Source organism: Proteus sp. G2673 (genome assembly GCF_009915125.1).
GTDB lineage: Bacteria > Pseudomonadota > Gammaproteobacteria > Enterobacterales > Enterobacteriaceae > Proteus > Proteus penneri.
This window is the reverse complement of the sequence record NZ_JAABLT010000010.1, coordinates 47,291-72,170: the sequence shown is the minus strand read 5'-3', so window position 1 is coordinate 72,170 and position 24,880 is coordinate 47,291. Positions and strand designations below refer to the sequence as shown.

The following is a 24,880-nucleotide window of genomic DNA, read 5'->3' as shown; positions in this document are numbered from 1 at the left end:
CAAGAATATTTATTAATTTGTCTTACCTTGATCATCTTTTTTTTCTGGGAATACAAAACTTGCAATAATCCCCAGAGCAAGAACACCTAGCACAACAAATAAGCTAGTTGTCGCGGAAATGCTGTATCCATGTTGCCAGATATGGTCTGTTGCATTTAAACCTAGTTTTACGGCAATAAAGAACAACAACACAATAACCGCTTTTTCAAGGTAAACCAGATACTGTTTTAACGCTTCTAACACGAAGTAAAGCGTACGTAAGCCTAAGATTGCGAACATCATTGCACTATAGACAATAAGGGGTTCACGGCTTACTGCGATAATAGCGGGAACCGAGTCGAAAGCAAACATCACATCGGAAAGCTCTACAACAGCCACACACAACATAAGTGGTGTTGCATATAACGCAGCTTTTGTACCACGACCGATAGTAATCTCTTTGTTTTCTGGTTTTGCTAATTCAGCATCAACTTCTTTTTGTGTTAATAAGAAAGCGTGTCCAGTGATTTTTGGCCATATAGGGAAAAATCGTTTAACTAAGCGATAAGCAAGATGTTGTGAATAGTCTTCAATCTCTTCACTGTCATCACCGCTTTTCAGCATCATCACTGCCGTCCAAGCAACGATTAAGGCGAATACTATCTCAACATATGGCCCTAAACTTAGCAGTCCTGTACCGATGGCAACAAAGATCCCACGGAAAACGATAGCACCGATAATACCCCAATAAAGAACGCGGTGACGGAAGCGATCAGGTACCGCAAACCAAGAGAAAATCGCCATCATGACAAACAAGTTATCAACGGAAAGCACTTTCTCTAATGCATAACCTGTTACGAATAAGCTCGCAACTTCTGCACCATGGTGAATATAAAGGAATCCTGCGAATACCATTGCAATGGCAACCCAGAATATAGACCAAAAGATGGCATTCTTTAACGTTACTGGCTTATCTGCACGATGCATAAATAAGTCGATAAAAATAGCGCCAATCGCAAGTACAACAAAGACAATGACAGTTTCTGTCGGAAAACCAATATGTGTGGATACCATAATAATTCCTGAACGGTTCCCTATATAAAATTAATTACAAACCAAATTCTGCGGGCTGAAAGCCTAATGCAATGGCAATAGCACGCACAGCTTCTTTTTCATCATTGTCAAAATCACCATCACTTTTCGCAACAGCAATACCGACACGAATAGCTAATTGCGCAGCTTCTGGCTGATCTTTCATTGCCAGAATATACTTCATGGTTTCGCCTTTACCGACTTCAGTATCGAATTCGAAACTCAAGATTAGCTTATTAAAGAATTCGATAACTTCAGAAGTATCAAAAACTTTAAGTTCATCCGATGCTTTTAAAAAACCAAGCATCTTCTGTTTTTCTTCAGAACTGACACCGTCACTCGCAATGGCAATACGCGCACAAACTGCAACAGTACCTTGCATAAATTTTTTATTTTTAAAGCGACCAACTTGCTTGGCTAACTCAGAACGGCTTGTATTAAAACCTTCTTTTAATTTATTAAAAAAACTCATGTTATTTTTCCTTATATCTACTTGATCACTTAGAACCCGCTGTCCAGCGAAATCCCCACCCATACGCATTATCCATATCACGGTGGCCTTTAAAAAACTCATTGAGACGTTCAACTTTTATTGATCCGTTCTCATTAACTAGTCGGGCAATAGCACACATACCACGACCATTATTACCGTCAGTTAAGCGTGTTTCGATAGGTGGCTGATCAGGTACATGAATGGTAACCACACCATCCGTTTTGCTCCAATTCGGTACACCTTCATAAATAAACGCGAAAATAAGCACTTGCTTAATATTTTTCCATTCACGCCCATTCACAAAGATCCATTCACCACCAGCAACATCTCCGGTACGATCATCACCTTGCAATTCAACATAAGGAATTCGATTGAAATCGCCAAACCCGTTTCCTAATGCTTGAATAACGGACTTATGTCCTTGCTGAAGTTCAACAAATGCACCAATATCTAAATCGATACCTTTGTTGCCACCGAACAAACCACCTAATAACCCAGAGCCCCCACTTTTACTTTCGCGGTGCCAATCAAGGTTGATTCGAATTTTACCGAAGTCATCTTTCTTCGTTAGGCTGATTGCTGGTTTCTCTTTAGTTAAAGAAACTTTACTTAAGTTCACCGAATTTGGCGCTGGAGCAGGAGCTGGTTTCGGTGCTGGTGCTGGTGCTGGTGCTGGTGCTGGTGCTGGTTCAGAGTCTGCAATATCAACACCAAAATGTTCAGCTAATGGCTGTAAACCACCGTTAAATCCTTGAGCGATAAAACGGAACTTCCAGCTACCATTACGACGATATAATTCACCTAAAATTAATGCTGCTTCAGAACGACCGTTAATATCAACATTACCATTCGCGACAACTTCATTATTAGCATCAACTTGAATTGATAATCGTTGTAAATTTGCAATAGTTTGTTGACCGTCACAAGTCGCTGTAAACGCGATTTTTTCAACATCTGGACGTAAACGCGTTAAATCTACAGTAAAAGATGTGCTGTTTCCTGCTGTTGCATAGATAACCGTACGATCATCATTAGCAGTCTGTCCATAAAACACCATATCGGTGTCGCCTTTCACTTTACCGGACGCATAAAGCCTAAAAGCAGACACATCAACAGGAGCACCTGATTGAATTCTAATGATTAATGTCTGATTAGGAACAGGTAAGTTCCCACCTGGAGTCATATTCATTTATCGCACCACCGTAGCCACAATATCGGGCATCATGTCGTTAATAACACGACCTTTACAAGGCGCACCAAACGCAGTGAAATCCCATTGACCATGATTACGTTGCAAAGAAGCAATCACGATACCGGTATGAGAGCCTTGCTCTGTTAAGGTATAACGCACCAGTTCTTTGTTAGTTGTTTTATCAACAACACGACAGAATGCGTTTTCAACTTCATTAAATGTTTGTCCACGGAAACTGTTTACTGTGAATACCAAGTATTCAACATTTGTTGGTAAACGGTCTAAATCAACGAAAATTGTTTCATCATCGCCATCACCGTCACCCGTTAAGTTATCACCAGAGTGAATAACTGATTGACAACTTGATTTTAATTTTCTAAACCAAATGGTATCGATTTGATTGCCACTTGCGTCAAGCAATACGCAACTTGCATCTAAATCAATAGAACCACCACCACCAAAAAGACCGCCTAATAATCCTTTTTTCTTAATCGGATCCCAGCCCAAACCAAACATTAAATGGCTCAGTGTAGGTGCTTGTTTACTGAGAGAAACTGTTTGATTCTTGCTTAATGAAACCATAATTAAATTCCTTCAGAGGTAGAGTGAAACAATAATGCCATTTGTGATTAATTCCATATCGTGAAAATCATCATATCATGATGAAGTACATGAGCAAGACTATTTTTACCGCCAGAATCTAAAGTTTTGTCAATTAATTGATTTTGTTTGTATTTTTATGAGAGAAAATTATAAAAATACAAAGTAATCATAATAATAACGCTATTTTTTAGTCTAATTTAAACCAAAGTCAAATAAATCATATTATGATTGACACAGTTCTTCGAAATCTTCATGATTATAAGCATTGAACCCTACACTTTTATTTCACGGTATACAGAGTAATGAATAACACAATTTGGTTTATGGAAGGTTTATCATCACAACGCGATATAATTCAAAGTGTTAAAGACTTTGCAAAACAGCAGCACCAAGAAATCTTTGTGCTCGCTTCTCATCGTCATACTCGAAATGAGATTTTATCGCTTGCTGATGGGGCTTTTTATGAACCTCTTGAAGAGACATTACGCTTAAAATTTATCGCTGATGTTGTAAAACAACATCAAGTCAGAGCCATTCATACTGGGCGCAATAGCGCATGGTTTGAATTACACCGCCAAGAAATTGAGTCATTAGGGGTAAAATTAACCACAGGTGCAACTGAGCTAGGACAACTGCAATTAGCTGATAATAAAGTCGCTTTTGCACAAGCTATGGAACAATGCGGTCTTCCTGTTGTACCTTCCATTTACATTGACTCAATCGATGAATTGGAAAAACAAATAAAAAATCCACCTTTTGGTGAGATCCCTTTATGCATTAAGCCAATAAAAGGCATTTATGGAATGGGCTTTTGGCGCTTTGATAATCAGGTTTCACCAATGGCACTGTTTAATCACCCAGAAAATCGCCAAGTCAATCCTCAACAATATCTTGATGCATTAAAAACAGTTGAACACTTTGAACCATTAGTGCTCATGCCTTATTTACCCGGCCCTGAATACTCTGTTGATATGGTGGTTGAACAAGGTGATGTTATTGCAGCTGTAGCTCGACGCAAAGAAGGTGCAATACAGCATTTAGAAATTTCAGGTGAAGCCTATGAATTAGGCAAAGCGTGTGCAACAGCGATGAAAGCCGATGGGCTGGTGAATGTGCAAACTCGAAATAATCATCAAGGTCGCCCGCTGTTACTTGAAATTAATATGCGCCCTTCGGGGGGAATTGGTTATACCCAACATTGTGGAATTAATCTTGCCGGTATTTTTGCTTTACGCCAATTAGGATTAATGAGTATTGAAGAGGCTCAAGCCCAAAATAACCATTTTACACCAACAAAAATACGCTCAATCACCGATTCTATTGTTTTCAATTCAACGTTAACAAATTTAATCAGTACGGATAATAATTAATAATGAAAAATAGTATAAGTGACTCAGCCGTTTATCGTCGCCCTCTTTCTTGTGGCACATTAAGTGTGACGCCAAATTGTTCTATTGAGTTACTTGATGAATTATTTGATATTGCAGAAAGACGCAATCCTAAGCGTGCATTTTTATTTGTCAGTAAAGTATTAGGCCGACATATCCCTGTTTCGCCGAAGAAAATGCGTGAAACCTACCAAAAACTTGCCAGTCAGTTTCCTGACTCACTCGAAGGCCCAGTTCTGTTTATTGGTATGGCAGAAACCGCTGTTGGTTTAGGTGCTGGTATTTTTGATGAAGTGAGAGATCGCTTTCAACAAGCGATTTATTTAACATCAACACGCCATCCTGTTGATAAAGGTGAGTTGCTATGTGAGTTTAAAGAAAATCACAGCCACGCAACTGACCATTTACTCTATTTGCCTAAAACAGCAGAGCAACGCCAATGGGTACAACAAGCAAAAACCGTAGTATTAATTGATGATGAAGCGACTACGGGTAATACCTTCATTAACTTGCTTTCAGCACTGCGTGAAGACGGTGGATTAACCCATATTAAGCAGGTTATTGCGGTAACCTTAACTGATTGGAGTGGTGACGCTATCGCTGAACGCTCCCCATTACCGATTAAAACCCTCTCCTTAGTACAAGGGACGTGGCAATGGGATGCCAATCCAAATGCGCCTTTACCTATTATGCCTAATGTCAATATCACAGCATCAGGGCAATTTGCGATCACGGGTAAACAGAGCTGGGGTCGATTAGGCATGACAACGCCCGCAAGCGATCTGGGTTTATCTATCAATGCTTCTTTGGGTGAAAAGATCCTTGTTTTAGGATCAGGAGAGTTTGTTTGGGAACCGTTCTTATTAGCTGAACGTCTTGAAAAACAAGGGGCTATCGTAAAATATAGTTCGACAACACGTTCACCTATTTCAACCAATTTTGCCATTCAATCAGCAATTACATTTACTGATAATTATGGTTTAGGTATTCCAAACTTCGTCTATAACGTAGCACATCAACAATTTGATCGCATTTTGCTTTGTTGTGAAACACCAGCCGAAAGTATTGATAGCCAGCTGATTGAAGCCCTCAATAAAGTGGCACCTATTGTTGAGGTAATTAGTTATGACTAAACCTGTTATTTTAACTGATCTCGATGACACCCTCTTTCAAACACGTCGTAAGATGGTGGATGAATTAGCACTAGAACCCTATAAAACTGGCGCACTAGATAGAAGTTTAGAACCCCGTAGCTTTATGACTCAAGAGCAAGCGATGCTGGTAGATTGGATGTTAGAGCATGCGGATTTAATTCCTGTTACTGCACGCGGAACGGAAGAGATTAGCCGAGTTACCATTCCTTTTCATTCTTGGGCGATCACCACACATGGGGCGGTAATATTAACACCTGAAGGTCATGCTGATGCACAATGGCAAAATCACATCACTCAAAGCTTAGCGCCCTATACACAACGTTTGTTGACTCTACAACAATCAATTACGCAATTAATGGCAGAACGAAATATTAATGGTTGGGCACGTATTAACTATGAATACAGTGAGTTGCCTATTTATTTAGTCATGAAGCATAACGATAGCACTCGATTAGACGAGCTATACACCATAGGTGATGAAATAGAAAAAACATTCTCAACTGAAGGTTTTTATATTCATCGTAACAGTAACAATATTGCTTGGTTACCTGAGCCTATTGAAAAAGGCAAAGCCGTCACCTATTTGCTTAATAAATTAAAAGCAGAACGCGGCGTATTTCCTGTCATTGGTTTAGGCGATAGCCTAAGTGACCATCGCTTTATGAAATTATGCAGTTGGTATGGGCTTCCTCGTCAAAGTCAGTTTGCGGATGCGATCAACACAAAAATTTTTGGAGAATAAACATGATGGATCATAAACCTTTTTCAGGATCTTATGTATCAGGTGATGTCGATTTTCTACTTCAACCGGTTAATATTGAAATGACGCCCGTTGAATTAAAAGAAGAACTAATACAATCAGGTAAACGACACTATTCTGACATGCTAAGTCAAGAGCCAGAACCAACGACATGGCATTTAGATCTCTTTGAAAAAGCGCTAGAAACCGGTGCTACACGTTTAGCCACTGAAGTCATAATGTTAGCTAAATCATTGATTGAGCGTTTCGGTGATACCCCAATTATCTTGACAAGCCTTGTTCGTGCTGGTGTTCCTCTAGGTGTCATGCTGCAACAAACATTGCGCAAAATGGGAAAAACCTCTTATCACTATGGAATAAGTATTATTCGAGATAGAGGCATTGATAGTGAAGCGCTTTCATGGATAGAACAACGTCACGGCACAGAAGGTGTTGTGTTTGTTGATGGATGGACAGGAAAAGGCGCTATTACGGGTGAACTTATTCGTTCATTATCAGGACGAAAAGGCTATCCCCCCCAACCTCGTCTTGTTGTCCTCGCTGATCCTTGTGGTTGTGCATGGTTAAGTGCTAGCGATGAAGATTGGCTTATTCCATTTGGGATCATGGGAGCACCTGTTTCAGGATTAATTTCACGTTCAATTTGGACTGAAGAAGGCTTTCACGGTTTTGTAGATTGCCAGCATTTAAAACAGTATGAATGCAGCCGTTACCTTGTTGATACTGTAGGACAATTTGTTGATATATTAATCAATAACGATATTCCATTAGCTACATTTAAAGAACAACAGTCAGACTTAAAAAGACTGAGCGAAAACGTCGTTAGTTCACTTGCAAACAAATATGATATTTCAAATATCAATCGTATAAAACCGGGTATTGCTGAAGCCACACGCGCTGTTTTACGCCGTGTACCTGATCATGTCCTTGTAAGAGAAAGAACCGATCCTGATGTCGCGTTACTGGTTTATCTTGCACAGGAAAAAAATATTGCTGTTATTGAAGCAGGGCAAGCGCTTGGTCAATATCGTGCAGTGACTATCATTAAAAAGGTGAAATAATGATTGAACGATTATCCCCATGGAACTTAGGGGCAACACTTTATATGCCGGCAACACGGACAGATATCGCGACGACAATTATTAACCAGAAAATTGAAGGGTTACGCTCTTTAATTATCTGTTTAGAAGATGCGGTGAGTGATGCGGATATTCCTGTTGCATTAGAAAACTTGGCAGTATTATTAAATACTTTAGCAGAACACAAAAAAAACAGTGATTGTAGCCATTGGCCACTGCTGTTTATTCGTCCTCGCCATACTGAAATGGGTCAATGGATCACTGAAAACCTTGATGTCAGTGCCATCGATGGCTTTGTTTTACCTAAGTTTACGCAAGCTTCTCTGCCAGTTTGGTGGAAGATTATTGAAAATACGCAGTTATGTATGATGCCAACACTTGAAACAGAAGAAGTGTTTGATGTTATCCAAATGACAGAACTTGCAAATCACCTACTAACTCACCCTTGCCATAACAGAATTATTGCATTACGTATTGGTGGCAATGATTTAATGAATGTTATTTCTCTTAGACGTAATCGCCAATTAACACTTTATGATGGCCCAATGGGTTACGTGATAAAAATGTTGGTTGCTGTCTTTGGTGCTCGTCAATTTGCCCTCACAGCACCTGTTTGTGAACATATTGATGATCACCATATTATGGATAAAGAGCTTGCTCTTGATATTGCCAATGGTCTTGTCGGTAAAACGGCGATACATCCAAAGCAAATTCATAAAATTGAACAAGCTCTGATGGTTTCTCAATCCGACCATTCAGATGCATTGCGTATTTTAAATTCAACGCAAGCCGTCTTTAAATCACAAGGTGCGATGTGTGAACCTGCAACACATCGTCGCTGGGCATTGAGTATTTTAACCAGAGCTAAAATTTATGGTATTATTCCTAATCAACAAAATAATGCTCAGCGTTTTAACGCAACATAAAATATTCTATAACAGAGCTGTAATCTCTATGAGATAAAATAATTATCTTATATTGATTTCAATTTATAAGTTTCTAGTTAAAGCATGTTATCTTTAACTAGAACTTATAAGAATAACGCGAATTTTTTTATTTAAAAAAGTACATTTTTATTTCAATTATTAATTTATACTACATTTAATAGGAAGCTTATCTTATTTACTCTTGTCCACACAGAACAAGAATAATAAATATTATTGCTGACTATTTTAACACACAAATAACAGAATAAGTGGTAACTAAGCATGCAATTAAGCACCCGTCAGGTCAGAGTCTTTACACTGGCAATCCTTTTAAGCTCAGGAAAAAAGGTTCCAACTATTAAGATTATTTCTGCTCTTGAATGCTCAGAGCCTACATTAACTCGCGTATTAAAAGAGATAAGAGATTCTTATGGTGCTGAAATAAAATACAGCAAAGCCTCTCGCGCGTATCAAATGACTGAACGAGGCCAACTCGATAGTAAGGCATTACGTCGTATGCGTGAGGCATTATCCGCCAGTGAAGAGCTTCGTCACAATGGAATGACAAGCAAAGTTTATCTCGATAAAGATAAAAAGAAATCAGTTTCACTTTCATTAAAAATGTCAGCATTACGCAAGATCGATAGATTATCTTATTTAAATAATTCCACACGTAGTGAAGCTGTAGAATTATTAGTTGATCACTATATTGAAAATTTAATTCAATCAACACTCGCTGAAATAGCTGAGAAAGAAAAAGAAAAAAAGAATTAAAAGCAAATAATAAAAATTAACTTGATACTTCGGTATCAAGTTATTTTTTTAAAAATAAGAAAAATAAGAAAATATATAAAAACACTTATCCAATAAAGTTATTTTATATATTTTCAACACTTTTATTTTATTTTAAATATATTTAAAAACAAAAAAACAAATATATTAATCAATTGAATTTATTAGCTTTTATAATTATTATTATTTTTAGTTGAAGTGCGTATTTACACTTAATCATTATTAACCATTCAATTTTTGCCATACTTATAAATACGGACTGAATAAAACAGGCTTTCTTTAATAAAATTATATCGCTTCGTCACTCGATTTAAGAGGGATAAACAGGCCAATTCCTCTTTTATTTTGCTTTTCATACTATCTTCATTCAGATTATTAATATTGGACAATCATCACTGCGTTTTTTCTCCAATTTAATTAAACTAAGCATAATCTCAATTGAACACCTTCATGAGTCGGTTAGTATATTAATCGCTTATTTCTATCTCACTCACAGGATAAATGCATGAGAAGATTGCCAGTTTACCTTTTACTTGATACATCAGGTTCTATGTATGGAGAACCTATTGCAGCAGTAAAGAATGGCGTTGAAATGCTCTTATCAACACTACGCCAAGATCCTTACGCTTTAGAAACCGCCTATATTTCTATCATCACCTTTAACTCAACCGCACAACAGATTGTGCCACTCACTGATTTAATCAATTTCAAAGTTCCTGATTTAGTCGCAAGTGGAACAACAGCATTAGGTTCTGCACTCACTTTAGTTTCTAATCGTATTGAAAAAGAAGTACAAAAAACTACGGCTGAGACAAAAGGCGATTGGCGTCCATTAGTTTTCGTGATGACAGATGGCGCCCCCACGGACGATTGGAAAAAAGGCGTTGAGAAATTTAAAGCAGCGCGCACTGGCGTTGTTATTGCGTGTGCAGCAGGACAATCAGCACAAACAGGTGTACTAAAAAATATCACTGAAATTGTATTACAGCTAGATACGGCAGACTCCAACACGATTAAGTCTTTCTTTAAGTGGGTTTCAGCCAGTATTTCTGTTGGTAGTCAAAAAGTCGATTTAACTAAGAAAGATATTAGTGATCTTGATGACTTACCGCCACCGCCCCCTGAGGTTAACGTTGTACTTTAAATAAAAAAGGAATGAATATGTCTGTTAGTTTAAAAAAAGGACAAGGTGTTAGTTTAAAGAAAAATGAATATGACCTTTCCTCTGTTACTATCGGTTTAGGCTGGGATATCAACGAAGAAAAACGCGGATTTCTTGGTGGTCTCTTTGGTAAAAAAAGCGAAGAATACGATTTAGATGTTATCGCCTTCTTATGTGGCGAAAACGGCAAAGTCAACGATTTGGGTAAAATCGAAGATGGACGACCTTCTCTCGTCAATGGCGATATTATTTTCTTTAATAGCCTACAACACAAATCAGGGCAGATTTGGTTAACAGGTGATAATCGAACAGGTGCAGGTGATGGAGACGATGAGCAGATCATCGTGAAATTAAACACACTTGATCCTAAATTTAGCAAAATCGTCTTTATTGTGCAGATTTACAATGGTCGAGAACGACAACAACACTTTGGTAAAGTACAAAATGCCTTTATCCGCGCCGTTGATGCCAAAAATATAGAAATGGCTCGTTTTGATTTATCTGGAGGCGAAGCCTTCAACAATCAACGTTCAATGCTGTTTGCTGAATTAGTCAGAGAAGAAAATGGCTGGAAACTTAACGCCATTGGTGAGCCTTCGAGTTCAGATAGCTTTATTTCTTACTTAAAGGACTTCACCTAATGAGAAGACTGCCTGTTTACCTGTTAATTGATACTTCAGGATCAATGAGAGGAGAATCAATTCATGCCGTTAACGTAGGGATACAAACTATGCTTAATGCATTGAGACAAGATCCTTACGCATTAGAAAGCGTTCATATCTCAATTATCACTTATGATAATGAAGCACGTGAATTTATCCCATTAACTGCATTAGAAGATTTCCAATTCTCTGATATCACCGTCCCTAGCTCCGGCGGTACTTTCACGGGTGCTGCGCTAGAATGTTTAATCCAATGTGTCGATCGTGATATTAAGCGTTCCGATGGTGACCAAAAAGGTGACTGGCGTCCTCTCGTCTTTTTGATGACTGATGGCACACCTTCTGATGCTTATGCTTATGGTGAAGCGATTAAAGAAGTGAAAAAACGTTCATTTGGTTCGATCATCGCTTGTGCTGTTGGCCCTAAAGCCAAACATGATCACCTTAAAGAACTCACACCTCAAGTGGTCGCTTTAGAAACACTAGACTCTAATGCCTTCTCTGGCTTTTTTAAATGGGTCTCTGCCAGTGTCGCATCAGGCAGTTCAAGTGCAGGAGTGAATACGGATAAAGATACCTTACCGCCACCGCCTCCTGAAATCCAACTTGTACTGTGATCCGCAAAAGCAAAGTGCTCCAAAAGGCTTTGCTTTTATTTTATTCAGGCTTTGGTTTATCTGCTCCAATACATAACAGCCACGATAAAGTAATAAGGTATAACAATGAGAAGGCTACCCATTTTCTTTGTTTTAGATTGTTCAGAATCGATGATAGGTGAAAACCTAAAAAAGATGAATGATGGTCTGACGACTATTATTAGCGATCTCAGGCGAGATCCTCACGCTCTTGAAACTGCTTGGGTTTCTGTTATCGCCTTTGCTGGCGTTGCAAAAACCATTGTTCCACTCACTGAAGTCGTCTCTTTTTATCCTCCTCAGCTTCCTTTAGGGGGAGGCACTTCATTAGGCAGTGCGTTACGAGAACTTACTCACCAAATCGATACTCAAGTTAGAAAAACCACGATTGAGCAAAAAGGTGATTGGAAACCTGTTGTTTATCTTCTTACTGACGGTAGACCAACCGATGATTACGCACAAGAGATAAAACGCTGGAAAGCCCACTACGCCAATAAAGTTAACTTAATTGCGATTGGATTAGGCTTAAGTGCTGACTTACACGCGTTATCACAATTAACTGAAAATGTACTGTTATTTACTGAAGCACAAGAAGGCGATTTCACCCGTTTTATAAAATGGATAACGATGTCTGTGGTTTCCCACAGTCGCAGTGTTGGCGAGGAAACACCTCCACTTTTAAGCAAAACCGAGCAAATTGTTCGCCTTGCTAAAGATGATGTAGCTCGTGCCTATGATGAATCTTGTGTCACATTTGTCGGCCGTTGTAGCCACACTCGCTCGCCTTATTTAATGAAATATGAACGCCCACCAATGAAAGCCTCTGGACTTGATTTTAATCTCAACCTCAATGGGTTTAATTTAACGGGCTGCTACACCTTAAACGAAGATTACTTTGCATGGAGCGATCTCAGCGCTACGGCATATCAAGTGAATACCAGTGAACTTCATGGCACTCCTGGTTGCCCCTATTGTGGCAATGCCACCGCCTTCGCTGTTTGCCAATGTGGCAAATTACTCTGTGTAAATGGCCCAGAAACTGTTATTTGCCCATGGTGTGATAACAGCATCACCTTTGGAAATAACAGCAATCAATCTGACTTTGATGTCACTCGAGGTAAAGGCTAATGGATAAAAAAGCCCTACTCACAAAACTGATTATTGATGATACGCTAACTTCGCAACGCATTGCGATACATGAAGAACTGATTATTGCGTTATATGAAGATGCAGAAATCGCTCAATACATTGATTTTATTATTAGTAAAATCAAAGCAAAAACAGCAGAAAAAATTACACCACAAGATAAAGTACAACCTATTCTTCTGTTATTGCCACCCGCCCGCGATTTAGCCTCTGAAGAAATATCATTACCAGAAGAGCCCCCATTAAAACCGGGGCAAACTCCCACACATTCATCACCAATGCCAATAGAAAAACCGATTATTCACCGCCCTACGGCCAAAATTACCCTTTCTAATGCCAAAGTCGGTACAGCGTTCAATTCTACACTCAGTATCGAACTAGATACCCTCGAAATTGCCAAAATTGAAGCGGTTGATTTTCCAGAAGTAGTTGGAATAAGCTTTGATCCTGAAAGTTGTTGCTTAGTGGGTACGCCAACAAAAAGTGGCAATTTCACATTGATTGTCCATTGGTCTGTAAATGCCATTTGCTATCACGATGAAGTCTTATTAATCATCAATCCTGATCCTCGTAGCTTATGGCAAATCAATGAGCCTCCCGCCGATAGCCTTTACCCCAAAGCGCATATTGATAGCAAACTTATTCTTAAAGACAACATTCGTATCGCAGGTGCAAGTCGTCGCGGTCGCTCTCATGAACATGCAGGCACATTCCGTGATGACGATTTTTATATTCATCACGATAACCAAAGCCAATGGAATATTTTAATTGTTGCTGATGGTGCTGGCAGTGCGCGCTATTCTCGTGAAGGCTCTCGGATTGCTATCAATACCGTAAGCCACTATTTAAAATCGCAATTAAGTGTGGAGAATAAAGCGCTTAAACCTCATCTTGAAACCATTCATCAATGGAATGACAATAACGCAATTAATCAATTGGGAAGCTTCTTTGCTCAACTCTTCCGTAATGCGGCTCAATTAGCGATTAATAACCTCAAAAACGAAGCCATTCATATTAATGAGCCAGTAAAATCTTTTTCTACTACGTTATTAGCCACCGTTTCTTTGCGTATCAATGACGAGCTATTTGCGGCCTCATTTTGGATGGGAGATGGTGCTATTGCCGCTTATGGCCCAGCGGGAAAAGTTCGCATTTTAGGTATTCCAGATAGTGGTGAATATGCAGGACAAACCCGTTTCCTTGATGATAGTGCGCTCAACGATGCTGAATTTAATCGACGCATTATTATTGGTAAATGGAAAGAAATTTCACACCTTATTTTAATGACAGACGGCGTTTCTGATCCGGTATTTGAAACGGATAATGGCTTACAAGATCCCAATAAATGGGCAGCGCTTATTGATGAAATATCGCCTTGTTTAGCCTCACCAGAAACCGCAGATCAAAAACTGGCCGAATGGCTAAATTTCTTTTCAGCAGGCAATCACGATGACCGCACTCTGGTTGTGGCTTGGTGATCATCAAAGAGAAAATAGGTGAGTTTCATGGCAGAGATCATTACCTGTACAACGCAAAGTGGAAAAACAGTTCAGTACGTCAATGAGATTATTGGCTCTGGCTCAATGAAAGATGTCTATTTTTCCCCTGACAAAACCTATGTTGTTGCCTTTTATAAGACAAAACAAAACGCACAAGCCAAAGATAGAATCGATATGATAACAGGCTCTTATCGACATAATATCTTTGAGCAAAGTGGTGGAGAATATTGGAAAAACCTCTTTTGCTGGCCAACAGATGTTGTTGAATATCAAGGAAAAATTGGTATTGTGGTGCCCACGTATCAATCCCACTTTTTCTTTAAATATGGCTCTAAAAACAATGACTTTCTTGCCATAAAAGGCCGAGAAAAAGAAGGTAAATGGTTTGCAAGTGCAAATAACCAAAATAAATTTCTCGATCCTCGTGAAAGAGGCAATCTATTAAATTACCTGAAAGTCTGTTTATTGCTCTCTCGTGCTGTACGCCGAATGCATGCAGCAGGCTTATGCCATAGTGATTTAAGCTATAAAAACGTGCTTATCGATCCTGAACAAGGTCATGCTTGTGTCATTGATATTGACGGTTTAGTGGTTCCTGGGAAATACCCACCTGATGTTGTCGGAACACCTGATTTTATTGCACCAGAAGTGGTAAAAACCAGTCATTTACCGAAAGAAGATCCTAACCGGATCTTGCCAAGTATCACGACTGATAGACACGCCCTTGCGGTATTAATCTATATGTATCTGTTTTATCGCCACCCTTTACGTGGCGGTAAAATTCACGATCTTGATGATGAAATGCGTGATGAGACACTCTCTATGGGTGAAAAAGCGCTGTTTATTGAACACCCAACAGATCGTAGCAATGCGGTAAAACTTAATCAGGTAAAACCGTCATCTCTACCTTGGGCTGATCCCGAAAAAATCCCATACACGATTATGGGGCCTTACCTGACGCCTCTTTTTGAAAGAGCCTTTATTACAGGATTACATGATCCTTCGCAACGGCCTACCGCTGATGAATGGGAAACGGCTTTAGTCAAAACGGTAGATTTGGTTCAGCCTTGTCAGAATAAAGATTGTGAACAGCAATGGTATGTTTTTTCTGGAAAAACACAGCCGGTTTGTCCTTATTGTCATACACCATATAAAGGACAATTGCCGATTTTAAATCTCTACTCTTCCCGTAAAGCTGGTAGCTTCAGACCAGACGATCACCGCTTAATGGTTTGGAGTAATCAATCACTCTTTCCTTGGCACGTTAATCGCCTGATTGCACCTAATGAGCGCACCACAGATGAACAAAAAAAGCGTGTAGGCTATTTTGTTTATCACAATTCAACATGGTGGCTGGTTAACGAGCGTATTGATGGATTAATGGTATTGCCAGAGAAAAAGAAAATAGCGATTGGCGATAAAATTGCATTAACCGATGGATTGCAATTTGTGTTATCGACAGAAGAAGGCGGGCGGCTTGTTGTGGTGCAATTAGTCTCAAATTAATAAAGTAAGAGAATAATCCGTTTAGTTTATTACGGGTTATTCTCTTTTTATCAATTCAACCTTTGTACTCATTCTTAAGAAGAACGCTTTTCGACCGCTGATCTGAACGCTATGATTATTTTTATTCCTAACAGCATTATTTAGTTAAGAAAAACTGTGCAATCTATCAAACTTTAGCCTTTAATTTGATATCAACGCAAAATCACATTTTCAGTGAGCCCCCCCTCAATACTTTTCTAACCTTCAATATTGGATACCAAGATCCCAGTTTATTAAGCCCTAACATTTACAATACCGCATAGTGATAATTGGAGGGGCTAATGAATATTAAAAATAAAATCAATGTGCTAGAACTTATTTCGCCAGAAATGAAGCAAGTTATGCAATATTATGCAGATAATCCGCAACCTGCGCCGGAAAGTAATGACTACCCTTCTATGCGCCTTGCTTATAATCAAGACAGACGTTATTGGAATGCAGACGCACCAGAGATGTTTAATGTAAAAGATATTTCGGTTAGTACTTCTTATGGAAATGTATTAACGCGTCTTTATCAACCCAAAGAAAAAACACCCGCAACTCTCTATTATCTGCATGGTGGCGGTTTTATTTTAGGGAATTTAGATACCCACGATCGCATTATGCGACTGCTTGCCAGCTATACTGGCTGTACCGTTATTGGTATTGATTATTCACTGTCACCGCAAGCGCGCTATCCCCAAGCCATTGATGAATCCGCACAGGTTTGTCAGTATTATCATCAAAATGCAAAACACCACAATATTAATACTCAATGTATTGGTTTTGCTGGTGACTCCGCAGGTGCCATGTTATCACTTGCCACCGTGTTATGGTTGCGTGACAAACACGTTCACTGTGGCAAAGTGAGCGCAGCTTTACTTTGGTATGGATTATATGGCTTACGTGATTCCACCAGCCGCCGACTTTATGGAGGTGAATGGGATGGATTACGCCAACAAGATCTCGAAGAATATGATAATGCGTATTTAACCGCACTTGGCAGTCGTGACGCACCTTATTATTGCTTATTTAATAACGATTTGACGCAAGATATTCCACCTTGCTTTATCGCCAGCGCACAATACGACCCACTTATTGATGATAGTGTGACGTTATTTAAAACGCTAGAAGCCCATCAATTACCTTGTGAATATAAAATGTATTCTGGCACATTACATGCCTTTTTACATTATTCACGTATGATGAAAGTGGCTGATGACGCCATCCGAGATGGCGCCGATTATTTTGTTAAACAACTCAAAAATTAAAACTCAAGATTACGAATAAAACGATAATCTGCCGACGCCTCTTTGAGTCGATATAGACTTGCAGGGCGTCCTCTCTCTGCCCGTTTTTCACCAGTATCAATCAATAAATCTGCCTGTTCGATGCGTCGTCTAAATGATTTTTTCTGGATCTCTTTCCCAATCAAAATTTCATGAACATGTTGTAACTCAGGCAAGGTAAACACCTCGGGTAATGCAAATCCGGGAACAATTGAATAGAGCGATTTTTGCTTTAATCGCTCTCTCGCTTGTGTAATTAATTCTTGATGATCAAAGGCTAAGCTTTGTTGTGTAACCTCATCAATAGGGCACCACATTACCGAATCCACAGTATCAATATGTGCTTCACAGGCTTGATGTGCAATCAACGCGGTATAACAAACCGTCACTGACCAACCTCTTGCGTCACGCTGGCTATTTCCCACTGAACAGAGTTGCTCAATATAAGGAGGGATCACACCCGTTTTCTCTTTTAATTTTCTGAGCACTGTATCTTCAAGGCATTTATCCTGCACTTCATCAACAAACCCACCGGGTAAACCCCATTTTCCTTTTTCAGGATGCTCCCCTCTTTTCACCAACAACACTTTTAGCTGCTCTTCATGATAAGTAAACAGCACGGCATCAACGGTGATTAGTGGAGATAGGAAATCACGACGGTTATAACTGGCTAAAAAATCTTGTTCATTCATGACGGAAGCTTTATTAGAAAACGATAAGGCTATTTTAAGGTTAAACAGCAAAAAATCAAATTTTGTCATAAAGACACTAAATCAGTTGACAACGATAGTGTCGATAGGACACAATCTAATTATTGTCATAAAGACACTTAAAAAGGAAATACTATGTTTAACTTAAATTATTTTAAAGCTGACTCATCAACATTTATCATTAAATCCGTTAATGGCAAAATCCGCCAACAAGGTAAAGGCTTAAGTTTTTGGTATAACTCAGCCACAACCTCTATTGCGGCATTACCTTTAAACGCTCAGGAAGCCCCTTTTATTTTTAACTTCCAAACCGCAGACTTTCAGGGTTTACGCATTCAAGGGCAAATTTCATTTCAGGTCAAAGCGCCTGAAAAAGCGGCAGAAGTGCTCAATTTTAACTTGAGTAAAAACGGCAAGTCTTATGCCTCTGAAGATCCACTCAAACTCAGTGATCGCGTTGTACGTATTGCACAAACCTTAATTCAAGCAAAGATCCAAAGTACCCCACTTAGAGAAGCATTATTACTCAGCCAATCATTAGTCACTTTGGTGATGGAACAATTGATTGAACACTCGTCATTAGAAGCATTAGGTATTGCGATTTTAGATGTCTCTATTGCGGCAATCACACCATCACCAGAAACTTTAAAAGCACTAGAAGCCGAAGCGAGAGAATCTTTACTGAAAGAAGCCGATGATGCCATTTATTCTCGCCGTAAATTCTCAGTAGAACAAGAACGCACCATTAAAGAAGCTGAGTTAGAAACCGATTTATCCGTTCAACGTAAACGTCAAGAAATTGAAGAAGCACGCTTAGAAAATGAACGTACATTATTACGAGAACAAGCCGAGATTGAAAAAGAGCGCCTTGAAGCGAAGGTTAATGCAGAAGCAAAACGCAAAGAATTGGTCGCGTTAAGTGCTGAAAATCAGCGAACACAATCAGAAGCCGATGCTTATGCCATTGAGGCGACTATGCGTGCTTATCGTGAATTACCAGTTGAAAACCTAAAAGCCATGGCGCTAGCAAAAATGGACTCACAACAGTTAATGGCCATGGCATTTGAAACCTTAGCGCTGAATTCAGGAAAAATTGGCGAACTAAATATCACCCCTGATTTATTTAGCCAATTCATGAAAAAAGGGGGTAAATAATGCAACGTAATAACGATTTTCGCTTCGTACTGGTGATGAGAAAAAGCCGTTTACAGGAATTAATCGAGCGTTTTAATACTTGGTCACAAGCCAAATTCTATCTAGAACACAACAATGTTGAGGTAAAGGATTACCTCAATGAACACAATTTATATCAAAAACAATTAACAGAAGCTGAACTGATTTTAAAATCATTAGGGCGTTTTCAACTTTTAGAAAGAGGTTTATTACCTAGCTATCAATTTTCACCCCACGACATTGTGGTGGTGATCGGTCAAGATGGATTGGTTGCTAATACATTAAAATACCTTAATGGACAGCCCATTATTGCCATAAATCCTGATCCATCAAGATGGGATGGTAAATTATTACCCTTTGAAATAGGGCAATTAAAAGAGACAGTCATTAATACCATTAATCAAAAAATGCCATTTAAAACGGTCACATTCGCGCAAGCGACAACCAATGATGGTCAATCACTATTAGCAGTGAATGACTTATTTATTGGCCCTAAAAGTCACACCTCCGCACGGTATATTTTACAATGGAGTGGCGCTCAAGAAGCGCAATCTTCATCAGGCATTATTGTATCAACAGGACTGGGATCAACAGGTTGGTTTCAATCTATTCTTGCTGGTGCGATGGCCATTACAGGAGAAACTTCGCACCCTCTGTTACAAGGTTTTAACTGGAGTGAACGAAAATTACAATTTAGTGTAAGAGAACCGTTTCCAAGCAGAACGACCGGAGTGGCACTCACTTTCGGCACGATTGAGCCAGATTCACCGTTGCAATTAGAATCTTTGATGCCAGAAAATGGCGTAATTTTCTCTGATGGTATAGAAGATGACTATTTACAATTTAATGCGGGTTGCATTGCCCACATCGGTATCGCTGACATACAAGGCCAATTAATTAGCCCAAAAGGATGTCAGCATATTTAGATGGATGATAAAGAAAAAAGTGAAGATCAAGACAAACATCCCTGTTTGCTTGATCTTCGATTACCGTTATTAACATCCGTTGTTCTAACGCTATATTATCTCGATGCCATCCTTGAGCAATCCAACCCAAACTAAACGCCAGTATTGCAATCCATGCATATAACGCTTGTTTGTTGAACATGACCTAACACCTTAGTCATTCGAGACAAAACTGACTTTATCGACTTTTTATGATGAAAACATATTGCACTTTTTACTTGGTATCCTCTTTTTCTTTCCCTGAAAAAAATTGATTACCTCGTTTACGTAACCAGATTTCGACTAACTGATAACCCACAATACCGAGCGCTGAGCCAATCCCCATTACTGCGACAGAATCAATTCCAGGCCATAAAATAAGCAGTGCGCCAGCAACAACAGAAACCGCCGAGCCTAAAATAATTTTGCCGATAAACAATCTTAATGTCATTGTTTCATTCGCAACGAGCATCTTTCCTAATGCAATAAAAGCGCCCACTACCACTAACGATATCAATGTGCTGTCATATTCATCCATGAATACACCTCATCTCTGATCACACTTTTTTTAACCGTAAAAAGAACCCTCTCCTCCCAATATTCATCAGATAATCTGTAAAGCGTTACTTATCTCCATATGGTTTAACGTAAAATCATTATCGACAAAGTTTGTATTTCAGGCTAGTAAGTTTGTTCGGTTATTGTCTGCTATCATGCTTTAACCGACAATAACCGAACTATTCACACCAAATAATACAAATAAACTTGTTTTATGTACCTTTAAACAACCATAAAACAAATATTTATATAAAAAAACAATAAATAGGCTGGTTATAATACAATTTTAAGCTAATATAGAAGGTATCCGATAGCCCTTAGTAAAGAGAAAAATAATATGCGTGTCTTAACTATCTTTTGTCCTGAATGTGGTGAAAAAGCGCTTATAAAGAAAAGTAATCGTAAACACAAAGAGTTATCCGATCTCTATTGCGCTTGTCGTGATCCTGAATGCGGACATACCTTTGTTTTAAACCTCACGTTTAGTCACACCCTTATGCCTAGCGCAAAAAACAAGAATACGTTGTTATTAGATGTCATTAAAAATCTTTCTCCAGAGCAACGAGATAAAGCATTGACGCTTTTGCAAGACATGTAACCCTCACAAATAGATACTCTTTTTTATTTATTTTTATGATCTTGCTCCCATTCTGACAGGTTATTTGACTAACTTATTCTTATAGAAAGATAAATGATGTAGATTCATTTTTAAGCTAAATGAAAATAATTCTTATGTTTTAAATAAAACAAACACGCCTATTGATACTGTGTTTGCCAATCCTTTAATAAATAATTTGTCAGCCCCCAAACCAGAACCCCTATTTCTAGTTTGAAGACTAAACACAAATTTCAAATGGAGCATTTAAGATGAAAAAGCTGATTAATCGAGTTGATGATGTGTTATCTGAACAACTACAAGGCTTTGCAAAAGCCCATCCTGAAATCAAACTTCATCCCTCCTCTTTTTATGTCACGCGAAAAGATGCTCCAGTAAAAGATAAAGTTGCGCTATTGTCCGGCGGTGGTAGCGGGCATGAACCTATGCATGCAGGTTTTGTGGGTAAAGGAATGCTTGATGGTGCATGTCCGGGTGAAATATTTACGTCACCAACGCCAGATAAAATGTATGACTGCGCCAAAGAGATTGATAGCGGTGAAGGTGTTTTAATGATCGTGAAAAACTACACCGGTGATGTACTTAACTTTGAAACAGCAACAGAACTGCTTCATGACGACGGTGTAAAAATCGCAACTGTATTAGTTGATGATGATGTAGCGGTAAAAGATAGCTTATATACCGCAGGGCGCCGTGGTGTTGCCAATACCGTTTTAATAGAAAAACTACTGGGCGCGGCAGCAGAAAGAGGCGACTCTCTAGATGAACTAGTTAAATTAGGTCACCACATTAATAACAATGGTTTTTCTATCGGTATCGCCTTAGAAGCCTGTACGGTTCCAGCCGCAGGAAAACCCTCTTTTACTTTACCTGAAAATGAAATGGAGTTTGGTGTCGGTATTCATGGTGAACCGGGTATTGACCGCCGTAAATTTACTTCTCTCAATGATACCGTTGATGCCATGTTTAATACCTTAATTGAAAATGGTCACTATCAACGAGTGATCCGCAATTGGGATCGTGAAAACGGCACTTGGATCGATGAAAAGCAGGAAAAACAGCCGTTAAAATCTGGCGATCGCGTCATTGTCTTAGTGAATAACCTTGGTGCCACACCACAATCTGAACTTTATGGTGTTTATAACCGTTTAACTCAATGCTGTGAAAAATTTGGCTTGACCATCGAACGTTCTTTAATTGGTTCTTATTGTACTTCGCTCGATATGACAGGGATCTCAATAACGTTATTAAAAGTTGATAATGAATTACTTACCTTATGGGATGCCCCTGTGAATACACCAGCGATGGTGAAATAAGTCTTTAATCACAAGAAAAGGAACAAAAAATGGCTTTAACACATGCTCAAATCATTCTTTGGTTACAACAATGCGCATCACTTTTTGAACAAAATAGTGATTATCTGACAGACTTAGATCGTGAAATTGGTGATGCTGACCACGGTTTAAATATGAACCGAGGCTTTAGAAAAGTGCAAGAAAAACTACCTGAATTTGAAGGACAAGATATTGGCACAATCCTTAAAACCACAGGTATGACATTGCTCTCAAATATTGGTGGAGCAAGTGGCCCACTATTTGGCACCTTCTTTATTCGTGCCGCCAAACCCACGGCTGCATTGCAAAACTTAGAACTTAATCAACTTGTTGAAATGGTAACAGAAGGTGTAGAAGGCATTGTAAGCCGAGGAAAAGCAGAGCCAAATGACAAAACCATGTGTGATGTTTGGTGGCCGGTGGTTGAGTCATTAAAACACTCGAGTGAACAAAATCTTTCTATCAAAGAAGCCCTCAATCAAGCACAAGTTGTCGCTGAAAAAGCGGCTGAAAATACCATTCCGATGCAGGCTCGAAAAGGGCGAGCAAGCTACTTAGGTGAGCGCAGTATCGGACATAAAGATCCCGGCAGTGCTTCTGTGGTACTGATGATACAAGCCCTTGCAAATAGTATTAATGCATAACTGACCAAGCAACCCATAAAGGTCTACCATGATAAATATTGTTATTGTTTCTCATAGTAAACATCTCGCAGATGGTGTGGCAGAACTTGCCAGTCAGATGCTTAATCCAACTCATTGCCAGCTTGCGGTTGCCGCAGGTGTCAACGATGACGAACATGCCATTGGCACTGATGCCGTTAAAATTATGACGGCGATAGAATCGCTTTCACCAGCACAATCTATTGTTGTGATGATGGATTTAGGTAGTGCAATACTAAGTGCAGAAACTGCGATTGAGTTACTTGATCCAGAGCTAGCTGAGAAAGTCACCCTCTGCTCAGCGCCTTTAGTTGAAGGAACGCTTGCTGCAGTTGTAGCCGCATCTTCAGGCGCATCACTAGAAAAAGTGATTGAAGAAGCTTCAAATTCTTTATATCCAAAGAAAATCCAACTTGGTGAAAATTTCGTTCAATCTAAAAATGATATTAATGCCACTGTCAAAATTCACGGTAAAGAGGCAAGTTGGGTTGTTCGTAATCCCCATGGTCTACACGTCAGACCGGCCGCAACGTTAGTTGAGGTACTTTCTGCTTTTCAGGCTGATTATCAATTAGTTAAAGGGGATAGGCGTATTAATCCTCTCAGTTTAAATCAGCTTTCATTAATACAAATTCGCCAAGGTGATGAGATAACGCTAATTGCCTCTGGTGAACAAGAAGAGGAGGCGATTGCAGCTTTTCTTGAACTTGCCCAAAATGGCTTTGGAGAGGAGTTATCTTCTGATTCTAATACCCTAACATTAAAAGGCATTTTAGCCCCCGTCACCCAAATTAAGGCCCCTGCTTTTATTTGGCATGAAATAGAACTTTCACCTATCGAAAACTTATCTGAACCGATTGATATTGATGCTCAAATCGGCAAACTTAAATTTGCAATAAAAAGCACGCTAAAAGCACTAAAACAGAGTGCCAATAAAGCTAGTGAAAAATTAGGTGAGCATATCGGTGCCATTTTTAACGGCCATATCATGATGTTAGATGATGATGAATTAATCACAAGTGTGATTGATCGCATCAAAGAAAAGAAGATCAGTGCCCAGCAAAGTTGGTCAGATGAAATGCAAGAAAGAACACAGTTGTATTGTGCTCTCACCGACCCTTATTTACGCGCACGTGAACTCGATCTTCGTGATCTGCGTAATCAAGTACTTTATCATTTACAAGATAAAACTCGCCCAAGCTTTACCCCTTCACAACCCGCTATCTTGGTCGCCAAAGAGATTTTTCCTTCCACATTAATTCAATTGGAATATAAAAAATTCGTGGGAATAGTGTTAGCCAAAGGCGATGTCCTTTCTCACAGTGCCATTATCGCGTCTGAAATGCATTTACCCATGTTAGTAAATTTGGGGCCTGAACTATTAAAAGTGACTGAATCTCAGATGCTAAAATTAGACACAAATAAGGGCGAGTTAAGTATTGAACCAATAATGCCATAACCCTTTTTTCAATTCATCTACACAAAAAACCCGCACAATAGTGTGCGGG

The 24,880-nt window shown here is 39.1% G+C and carries 26 protein-coding genes; 19 read left to right on the top strand and 7 right to left on the bottom strand.

Annotated features, from left to right (window positions below; all coding sequences use genetic code 11):
- Nucleotides 1-12: 12 nt before the first annotated feature.
- From GWI59_RS05585 to GWI59_RS05570, 4 genes are read right to left on the bottom strand one after another with little or no spacing between them, the layout of a single operon-like run.
- A complete protein-coding gene (locus GWI59_RS05585) occupies nucleotides 13-1,053 on the bottom strand; it encodes a TerC/Alx family metal homeostasis membrane protein (RefSeq protein ID WP_109399997.1) in 1,041 nt (346 codons plus the stop codon).
- A 34-nt stretch (nucleotides 1,054-1,087) separates the two neighbouring features.
- Complete coding sequence (locus GWI59_RS05580; RefSeq protein ID WP_072064327.1) at nucleotides 1,088-1,543, bottom strand: tellurite resistance TerB family protein; 456 nt, start codon at nucleotides 1,541-1,543, stop codon at nucleotides 1,088-1,090.
- A 25-nt stretch (nucleotides 1,544-1,568) separates the two neighbouring features.
- Nucleotides 1,569-2,753, bottom strand: a complete 1,185-nt coding sequence (locus GWI59_RS05575; protein WP_161724184.1) for a TerD family protein — start codon at nucleotides 2,751-2,753, stop codon at nucleotides 1,569-1,571.
- Nucleotides 2,754-3,338 (bottom strand): TerD family protein, encoded by a 585-nt coding sequence (locus tag GWI59_RS05570; RefSeq protein ID WP_072064329.1) that lies wholly within the window; start codon nucleotides 3,336-3,338, stop codon nucleotides 2,754-2,756.
- 323 nt (nucleotides 3,339-3,661) lie between these two features.
- Between GWI59_RS05570 and GWI59_RS05565 the strand changes: the two genes are divergently transcribed.
- From GWI59_RS05565 to aes, 13 genes are all read left to right on the top strand, one after another.
- On the top strand, nucleotides 3,662-4,729 hold the full coding sequence (locus GWI59_RS05565) for an ATP-grasp domain-containing protein (protein ID WP_109848076.1): 1,068 nt from the start codon (nucleotides 3,662-3,664) through the stop codon (nucleotides 4,727-4,729).
- 2 nt (nucleotides 4,730-4,731) lie between these two features.
- The gene (locus GWI59_RS05560) at nucleotides 4,732-5,880 is read left to right on the top strand and encodes a phosphoribosyltransferase domain-containing protein (RefSeq protein ID WP_109848075.1); all 1,149 of its coding nucleotides are present in this window, start codon (nucleotides 4,732-4,734) and stop codon (nucleotides 5,878-5,880) included.
- Entirely contained in the window at nucleotides 5,873-6,643 is a 771-nt protein-coding gene (locus GWI59_RS05555) for a hypothetical protein (protein WP_115065616.1), read from the top strand. The genes GWI59_RS05560 and GWI59_RS05555 overlap by 8 nt, the downstream gene beginning before the upstream one ends.
- A 2-nt stretch (nucleotides 6,644-6,645) precedes the next feature.
- Entirely contained in the window at nucleotides 6,646-7,722 is a 1,077-nt protein-coding gene (locus GWI59_RS05550) for a cysteine protease StiP family protein (RefSeq protein ID WP_115065617.1), read from the top strand.
- Nucleotides 7,722-8,666, top strand: coding sequence for an HpcH/HpaI aldolase/citrate lyase family protein (locus GWI59_RS05545; RefSeq protein ID WP_006536055.1), 945 nt, complete (start codon nucleotides 7,722-7,724; stop codon nucleotides 8,664-8,666). Before GWI59_RS05550 ends, GWI59_RS05545 begins: the two co-directional genes overlap by 1 nt.
- A gap of 282 nt (nucleotides 8,667-8,948) precedes the next feature.
- Nucleotides 8,949-9,440, top strand: coding sequence for a hypothetical protein (locus tag GWI59_RS05540; protein ID WP_006536056.1), 492 nt, complete (start codon nucleotides 8,949-8,951; stop codon nucleotides 9,438-9,440).
- A gap of 523 nt (nucleotides 9,441-9,963) precedes the next feature.
- A complete protein-coding gene (locus tag GWI59_RS05535) occupies nucleotides 9,964-10,602 on the top strand; it encodes a vWA domain-containing protein (protein WP_109848072.1) in 639 nt (212 codons plus the stop codon).
- Nucleotides 10,603-10,619: 17 nt separating this feature from the next.
- The gene (locus GWI59_RS05530) at nucleotides 10,620-11,261 is read left to right on the top strand and encodes a TerD family protein (protein ID WP_109848071.1); all 642 of its coding nucleotides are present in this window, start codon (nucleotides 10,620-10,622) and stop codon (nucleotides 11,259-11,261) included.
- The gene (locus tag GWI59_RS05525; protein ID WP_072064336.1) at nucleotides 11,261-11,899 is read left to right on the top strand and encodes a vWA domain-containing protein; all 639 of its coding nucleotides are present in this window, start codon (nucleotides 11,261-11,263) and stop codon (nucleotides 11,897-11,899) included. The genes GWI59_RS05530 and GWI59_RS05525 overlap by 1 nt, the downstream gene beginning before the upstream one ends.
- 105 nt (nucleotides 11,900-12,004) lie before the next feature.
- Nucleotides 12,005-13,045 carry a TerY-C metal binding domain-containing protein gene (locus GWI59_RS05520; RefSeq protein WP_109848070.1) on the top strand — a complete coding sequence of 347 codons (1,041 nt, stop codon included), beginning with the start codon at nucleotides 12,005-12,007 and terminating at the stop codon, nucleotides 13,043-13,045.
- Complete coding sequence (locus tag GWI59_RS05515) at nucleotides 13,045-14,541, top strand: PP2C family serine/threonine-protein phosphatase (RefSeq protein ID WP_161724182.1); 1,497 nt, start codon at nucleotides 13,045-13,047, stop codon at nucleotides 14,539-14,541. Before GWI59_RS05520 ends, GWI59_RS05515 begins: the two co-directional genes overlap by 1 nt.
- Before the next feature lie 27 nt (nucleotides 14,542-14,568).
- On the top strand, nucleotides 14,569-16,068 hold the full coding sequence (locus GWI59_RS05510) for a helix-hairpin-helix domain-containing protein (RefSeq protein WP_109848068.1): 1,500 nt from the start codon (nucleotides 14,569-14,571) through the stop codon (nucleotides 16,066-16,068).
- Between the two features lie 320 nt (nucleotides 16,069-16,388).
- On the top strand, nucleotides 16,389-17,357 hold the full coding sequence (aes, locus tag GWI59_RS05505) for an acetyl esterase (protein ID WP_161669312.1): 969 nt from the start codon (nucleotides 16,389-16,391) through the stop codon (nucleotides 17,355-17,357).
- Here aes and GWI59_RS05500 read toward each other — a convergent pair.
- The gene (locus GWI59_RS05500; protein WP_006536068.1) at nucleotides 17,354-18,067 is read right to left on the bottom strand and encodes an NUDIX hydrolase; all 714 of its coding nucleotides are present in this window, start codon (nucleotides 18,065-18,067) and stop codon (nucleotides 17,354-17,356) included. The two genes, aes and GWI59_RS05500, sit on opposite strands and share 4 nt — an antisense overlap.
- 153 nt (nucleotides 18,068-18,220) lie before the next feature.
- On the opposite strand from GWI59_RS05500, the gene GWI59_RS05495 reads away from it, so the two are divergent.
- Both GWI59_RS05495 and GWI59_RS05490 read left to right on the top strand, forming a co-directional pair.
- Nucleotides 18,221-19,240, top strand: a complete 1,020-nt coding sequence (locus GWI59_RS05495) for an SPFH domain-containing protein (protein ID WP_115065621.1) — start codon at nucleotides 18,221-18,223, stop codon at nucleotides 19,238-19,240.
- Nucleotides 19,240-20,184, top strand: a complete 945-nt coding sequence (locus GWI59_RS05490; RefSeq protein WP_006536072.1) for a hypothetical protein — start codon at nucleotides 19,240-19,242, stop codon at nucleotides 20,182-20,184. The genes GWI59_RS05495 and GWI59_RS05490 overlap by 1 nt, the downstream gene beginning before the upstream one ends.
- Here the strand turns inward: GWI59_RS05490 and GWI59_RS05485 are convergent.
- A complete protein-coding gene (locus GWI59_RS05485) occupies nucleotides 20,156-20,365 on the bottom strand; it encodes a hypothetical protein (RefSeq protein ID WP_109848065.1) in 210 nt (69 codons plus the stop codon). The genes GWI59_RS05490 and GWI59_RS05485 overlap by 29 nt on opposite strands.
- Nucleotides 20,366-20,437: 72 nt before the next feature.
- Nucleotides 20,438-20,740: a phage holin family protein gene (locus GWI59_RS05480; RefSeq protein ID WP_072064343.1), complete on the bottom strand. Its 303-nt coding sequence runs from the start codon at nucleotides 20,738-20,740 to the stop codon at nucleotides 20,438-20,440.
- A gap of 357 nt (nucleotides 20,741-21,097) precedes the next feature.
- Here GWI59_RS05480 and GWI59_RS05475 point away from each other — a divergent pair, with 357 nt between their 5' ends.
- The 4 genes from GWI59_RS05475 (at nucleotide 21,098) to dhaM (ending at nucleotide 24,831) form a co-directional block, all read left to right on the top strand.
- Nucleotides 21,098-21,358 (top strand): ogr/Delta-like zinc finger family protein, encoded by a 261-nt coding sequence (locus GWI59_RS05475; RefSeq protein ID WP_006536077.1) that lies wholly within the window; start codon nucleotides 21,098-21,100, stop codon nucleotides 21,356-21,358.
- Between the two features lie 269 nt (nucleotides 21,359-21,627).
- Nucleotides 21,628-22,692, top strand: a complete 1,065-nt coding sequence (gene dhaK / locus GWI59_RS05470) for a dihydroxyacetone kinase subunit DhaK (RefSeq protein WP_109400008.1) — start codon at nucleotides 21,628-21,630, stop codon at nucleotides 22,690-22,692.
- A gap of 29 nt (nucleotides 22,693-22,721) precedes the next feature.
- The gene (gene dhaL, locus GWI59_RS05465) at nucleotides 22,722-23,354 is read left to right on the top strand and encodes a dihydroxyacetone kinase subunit DhaL (RefSeq protein WP_006536081.1); all 633 of its coding nucleotides are present in this window, start codon (nucleotides 22,722-22,724) and stop codon (nucleotides 23,352-23,354) included.
- 28 nt (nucleotides 23,355-23,382) lie between these two features.
- Nucleotides 23,383-24,831, top strand: a complete 1,449-nt coding sequence (dhaM, locus tag GWI59_RS05460) for a dihydroxyacetone kinase phosphoryl donor subunit DhaM (RefSeq protein WP_109848063.1) — start codon at nucleotides 23,383-23,385, stop codon at nucleotides 24,829-24,831.
- The last annotated feature ends 49 nt before the right edge of the window (nucleotides 24,832-24,880 follow it).